This is a genomic window from Frankia sp. CgJB1 (assembly GCF_977947065.1).
Genome location: NZ_CDWTNB010000236.1, coordinates 1 through 5,395 on the forward strand (window position 1 = coordinate 1; position 5,395 = coordinate 5,395).

The window sequence follows — 5,395 nt, forward strand, 5'->3', positions numbered from 1 at the left end:
CCAGCAGGGCGGCGATCTGACTGTCGCGGATGGTGAGGCCGAAGAGCACCTCGAACGCTTCGGCGGCATCATCGAACGCGAGCTCACCACGGGCGACGCCTCGCCTCAGCAGGGCTTCGAAGAGGAGACCAGTGGTACGCCGACCCCAGGCGACGAGAGCCTCCGCGGGATCCGGGTCAGCGGGCAGCGCGGCGATGGCGACCCGGTTGATGGTGACCGAACGGGCGCTGGTGAGCAGCGCAAGCAGCTCGGTCAGCGCCGCGGCGAGCACCGGTCGCACCGGTCCGCCGCCGACGTCGGCCAAGGCTTGTCGAAGAGCGGCGTTCGTAGCTTCCGCCTCCTGGGAGACGAGTGCCGCGAGCAGGCCACGCCGATCGCCGAAGTGGGCGTACAGCGTCTCCTTCGATGCCTTCGCCCGGGCCGACACCGCGCGGGTCGACAGCTTGTCGTAACCCTGCTCGGCGAGAAGAGCCAGTGTCGCGTCGAGGATCGCCGCGCGCCGGGCATCGCCGCGCGTCGCCGGCCGTGATTCGGCCGTGCCACCGGCCCCGGTGACCGGCGGACGGTCCTGTTCGGCCGTCCCGGCCGGGATGGATGACTCGCTCACGCGACGGACCCTACCCTTGACAATTTCGAACCGAACGGTCTAGGTTGTAGGTAACCATCATGGCGGCCTCACGCACCCTCGCCCCCGTCCTACTCGTCGACCGTCTCCGAACCTCCCCATGGTTCATCTCCTCCATGCATCGGGACCACCAGTTAGGCCCGGGGCTGATCGGTCGATCCGCCCCGGGCCGATGACGATGCCGTGGAGGGGCGCGGCGTGGGCGTGGGGGAAACCGGCGCCACGGCCGGCGCGGGGACCGCCGAGGATGTCGCCATCACCAGGGGTGTTGCGGGCACCGTGGACGAGGCGGATGACAAAGCCGATGAGGCGACGGTGGCAACGCCGTCCGGGTACGGCGACACGGCTACCGGTGCCGGCATGCCCGGGGAGCCGGCCGGCCCGGCCACCGAGCCCTCACGCCGCTCACCCGGGCCATTCGGATACTCGCGGGCGGCGGCAGCCGGGGCACCGTGATCCTGGTAGGTACGCCCCTTCCAGGCCGCTCCCCGCCCGGCCCGCTTGAGCCGCGCCGAGTCCACCGTCATCGCGAGGTACAGCACGGCCACTCCGGGGAGTAGCAGGGCCAGCGGCAGCGGCTGACGATAGTAGCGGGTCATCGGCAGATAGGTGACAGTCATGATCAACCAGGTGATCCCGCCGACGAGAGCCGTGGCGACGTCGCCGGTCACGATGCCTACGATGGTCGCGACCACCGGGATGACGAAGACCAGGCTCAGTCCCAACACGGTCCCGACCAACAGCGACGGGGAGTGCCGCAACTGCGCATAGGCGCTGCGGGACACCATCTTCCACAGATCCGCGAGTCGCGGATACGGGCGCTGGCTGTGGACCTGCTCTGCGAGTCCGAGCCACGTCCGCCCACCCGAACGCTTGATGATCCGCGCGATCGCCACGTCGTCGATGACGGCGCCGCGCACCTCCGCCAGTCCACCGGCCGCCGCAAGGGCCTCCCGGCGGATCAGGGAACATCCGCCGGCCGCAGCGGCCACCCGCGAACCCGGCCGGTTCGACCACCGGAACGGGTACAGCATCGCGAAGAAGTGCACGAAGGCCGGGACGATCAGACGCTCCCAGCCGGTCTGCACCCGCAGCACGGCCATCTGCGACACCATGTCCAGCTTCTGGGAGGTCGCCGACGCGACGAGCGCAGTCAGCGATCCCGGGCGATGGGAGATGTCCGCGTCGGTGAGGAGCAGGAAGTCGACGTCGCCAGCGCACTCGATGCCCCGCCGCAGCGCCCACAGCTTCCCGGTCCAACCGGCGGGGGGTTCGGTGGATGTGGTCATGGCCGGCGTCACGTTGGTCTCGCCGCGCGCAGCGGCCTGTTCTGCCAGGTCCCGGGCAACCTCCGTGGTCCCGTCGGTGGAACCGTCGTCCACCAGGATTAGCCGGGCACGACCGGGGTAGTCCTGGGCAAGCAGCGTCGGAAACGTCACGGGAAGCACGTCGGCCTCGTCCCGAGCCGGCACGACGATCGCCACACTGGGCCAAGCGGCCGGCGCCTGCCGGGATGGCAGGCGCTGATCGGTCCGCCAGAAGAACCCATGGCCGACGGTCAGGTAGAGCCAAGCGAGCAGAGAGGCAACGGCGACCCACAGCAGCACTGTCACAGAAAGTGATACTGCCACGGGCCCCTCAAGGGCGTGCGGGCGTCCCGGGTAATGCGGGGTCACAAGGCTTCCGTCCCGGTCTGGTCGAGCCGGTACGGAGATCTCCCCCCCGAAACGCTCCTGCCGCCACCCTGAAATCCCGGGCCTCCGGCCGGCGGTGGGGTAGCCGACATGAGCATCGACGATGGTGCCCACCACGCCCCGCGGAAACAATGATCACTTTCCGTCACCTCACGATCGGCGGCGGTGATCGGAGATACCCGACGGCAACAAGTTGAAAACGAAAAGTGATCGGCGGTGCGCGACGAACGGCTGGCGAGGGCGCGACCAGAGGGCGAGACGACAGCCACGGATCGGTGTCCGTCGGCGGTTGCGGGTTCATCGGAGCAGGTTCGTCACGACCAGGCCCGCTCGTGCCGGGACGGTAGTGGGTACAACGGCCTCGGCTACACCATAATCAAGGGGTGACACGAAGCCGTCGTACCGCGCAGACGGCTGACACCCGTCAGGCCTTGATCTCCGCCGCCCGCCGTCGGTTCGCCGAACAGGGGTTCGCCTCCACCGGCACCGAGGAGATCGTCGCCGACGCGCAGGTCACCCGTGGCGCGCTCTACCACCACTTCCGCGACAAGGCCGCGCTGTTTCGCACCGTGATGGAACAGGTCGCGACGGAGGTGGCCGAACAGCTCGTTGCTGGTGAACTTGCCCGGGACGCGGAGCTTCCCAGCGACGCCTGGACGCAGCTCCGGTCCGGGTTCCAGTCCCTGCTCGACATCTCCACCGCGGACAGCGACTTCCAGCGCATCGTCCTCGTCGACGGTCCGGCCGTGCTGGGCAACGACGCCTGGGATGCGCTCGTCGAGAAGCACGGCTACCGGCTGCTCTCGGAGTGGCTGGAGCGCGCGATGGCCGAGGACCGCATCGACCCGCTGCCGGTGGTCCCGCTGACCAGGCTGGTCGCCGCCCTGCTGTCGGAGGCGAGCATCTACACCGCCGGCGCCGCGGACCCGGACACCGCCCGCCTCGAGGTCGGCACCGTGCTCGACCGGCTGCTGCGCGGACTCGGCCGCGGTGGCGATCTCGCCGAGCAGCCGCCGGTCAGTGCCGACGGCGGCGCCGGCTCCCGCGGGACTGCCGGCTAAAGCCGGCTGGCATCGTCGACGCCAGCGAAACCCTGCTCCCGCCGGACGACGTCATCTGACGGTGACGGTGACGCCGTGAGCCGGCTCAGACCACGATGGGCCAGCTCAGACGCTGCGGGCCGCCCGGATGGACTCCTTGAGGGAACCCATGGTGGCCAGCACCGCGGAGGTCTCATAGCCGCAGTGCGCCATGCAGTTCGCGCACCGCGGGTCCTTGCCACGACCGTAGGCGTCCCAGTCGGTGGTCTCGACGAGCTCCTTGTAGGACGAGACGTACCCGTCGCTCATCAGGTAGCAGGGCTTCTGCCAGCCGAAGAGCGAGTAGCTCGGGATGCCCCACGCGGTGCAGCTGAGCTCCCTCTTACCCTCCAGGAAGTCCAGGAAGACCGGCGAGTGGTTGAGCCGGAACTTCTTGCGCCGGCCGTCCGCGAAGACCTTCGAGAACATCTCGCGGGTCTCCTGGACCCCCAGGAAGTGCTCCTGGTCGGGCGCCTTCTCGTAGGCATAGCCGGGTGAGAGCTGGATCTGGTCGACCTTGAGGTCGTCGTTGAGGAACGTCAGGATGTCGATGACGTCCTGCGGGCTGTCGTTGTTGAAGAACGTCGAGTTGGACCCGACCCGGAAGCCCGCGGCCTTCGCCGCGTGGAAGGCGCGGACGCACTCGTCGAACGTGCCCTCCTTCTCCACCACCGCGTCGTGCCGCTCACGCAGACCGTCGATGTGCAGGACGAAGGTGAAGTACGGCGACGGGGTGAAGTTCTTGAGCTTCTTCTGGAGCAGCAGCCCGTTCGTGCAGAGGATCACGAACTTCTTGCGCTTGACCAGCTGGTTCACGATCTCGTGGATCTGCGGGTGCATCAGCGGCTCGCCGCCCGCGATCGCGACCACCGGAGCGCCGCATTCCTCCACCGCAGCCAAGGCGTCGTCGACGCTCATCCGCTGCTTGAGGACGGACGCCGGGTGCTGGATCTTGCCACATCCAGTGCAGGACAGGTTGCAGGCAAACAGCGGCTCCAGCTCCAGTACGAGCGGGAAGTGCTTGCGACGAAGCAGCTTCTGCTTCGCCAGGTAGGTCCCAATCCGGAGCTGGTACCGCCACTCGACCGCCACGGCTGGCCCCCTCTCGTTAGGTCACCAGTGGATGAGCGATGATCTCTGCATTGACCATACAGCGTGTACGTACAGACTGCATGTGGATCGTCCGATGAACTGCCCCACAAGGGTGTCCGTTAGCCGACCCCGCCGAGTTGCGGACGCCGGGAAGACAAGGCCGGGACAGCACGGACGCGAGTTCGGGACAGTCCATGGACGATGTCGGGCCAGCCGCCCGACGACGCGCCCGTGCTCGCATCCGGCCCGGCCGAGCGTCGGGCCGGGCCGCCGGTCAGGCCGGGGAATCGGGTCTCCGGTCAGGCCGCGGAATCAGGCCATGGGATCAGGCCGTCCCACCCATGATCAGACAGGTGCTGCTGGCGGTGGCCACGACCTTGCCCTGGTCATCCCGGACGTCCCCCTCGGCGAAAGCCACCCGCCGTCCCGGCCTGGTCACCCAGCCGTGCGCGGTAAGTCGGCTCGGCCGGCCGTCGACAACGCGCACCGGCCGCAGGTAATTAACCTTGATCTCGATGGAGGTATACGCCACCGCGGCCGCCAGCGTGGAGTGCACCGCGCAGGCGGTCGCGGTGTCCAGGATCGTGCAGACCAGGCCACCGTGGACGAGGCCGATCGGGTTGTAGGCCGACTCGTCCGGCAGACAGGTGAAGACAACGTCTCCCGGCGTGACCTCGATTGGCCGGAAGTCGAACAGACGGGAGATCGGGGGCGGCGGAATGCGCCCGTCACGCATCGCGGACAGGAACTCCAGCCCGCTCAGCGACGCCGCCGCCGCGGCGACAGGCAGCGGGTCGTGCCAGGTGATCGTCTTGCTCCGCGGCTCGCCCCAGGCAGCCGGGTCGTGCGAGTGGTCTGAGGCGGATTCGGGTCGCGCGGATTCGGGCTCAGTCGTGGTCATGCCC

The 5,395-nt window shown here is 68.7% G+C and carries 5 protein-coding genes; 1 reads left to right on the forward strand and 4 read right to left on the reverse strand.

Annotated features, from left to right (window positions below; genetic code table 11):
- A partial coding sequence (locus AC08OT_RS18925; RefSeq protein ID WP_476603126.1) for a TetR/AcrR family transcriptional regulator occupies positions 1–607 on the reverse strand: 607 nt, incomplete at its 3' end.
- A 152-nt stretch (positions 608–759) separates the two neighbouring features.
- Positions 760–2,238 carry a glycosyltransferase gene (locus AC08OT_RS18930; protein ID WP_476594223.1) on the reverse strand — a complete coding sequence of 493 codons (1,479 nt, stop codon included), beginning with the start codon at positions 2,236–2,238 and terminating at the stop codon, positions 760–762.
- A gap of 464 nt (positions 2,239–2,702) precedes the next feature.
- Between AC08OT_RS18930 and AC08OT_RS18935 the strand changes: the two genes are divergently transcribed.
- Entirely contained in the window at positions 2,703–3,380 is a 678-nt protein-coding gene (locus AC08OT_RS18935) for a TetR/AcrR family transcriptional regulator (RefSeq protein ID WP_476594224.1), read from the forward strand.
- A 105-nt stretch (positions 3,381–3,485) separates the two neighbouring features.
- Here AC08OT_RS18935 and hpnH read toward each other — a convergent pair whose 3' ends face one another.
- Positions 3,486–4,490 carry an adenosyl-hopene transferase HpnH gene (gene hpnH, locus AC08OT_RS18940; RefSeq protein ID WP_011435280.1) on the reverse strand — a complete coding sequence of 335 codons (1,005 nt, stop codon included), beginning with the start codon at positions 4,488–4,490 and terminating at the stop codon, positions 3,486–3,488.
- Positions 4,491–4,815: 325 nt separating this feature from the next.
- Positions 4,816–5,391, reverse strand: coding sequence for a PaaI family thioesterase (locus tag AC08OT_RS18945; protein ID WP_476594225.1), 576 nt, complete (start codon positions 5,389–5,391; stop codon positions 4,816–4,818).
- Positions 5,392–5,395 lie beyond the last annotated feature (4 nt).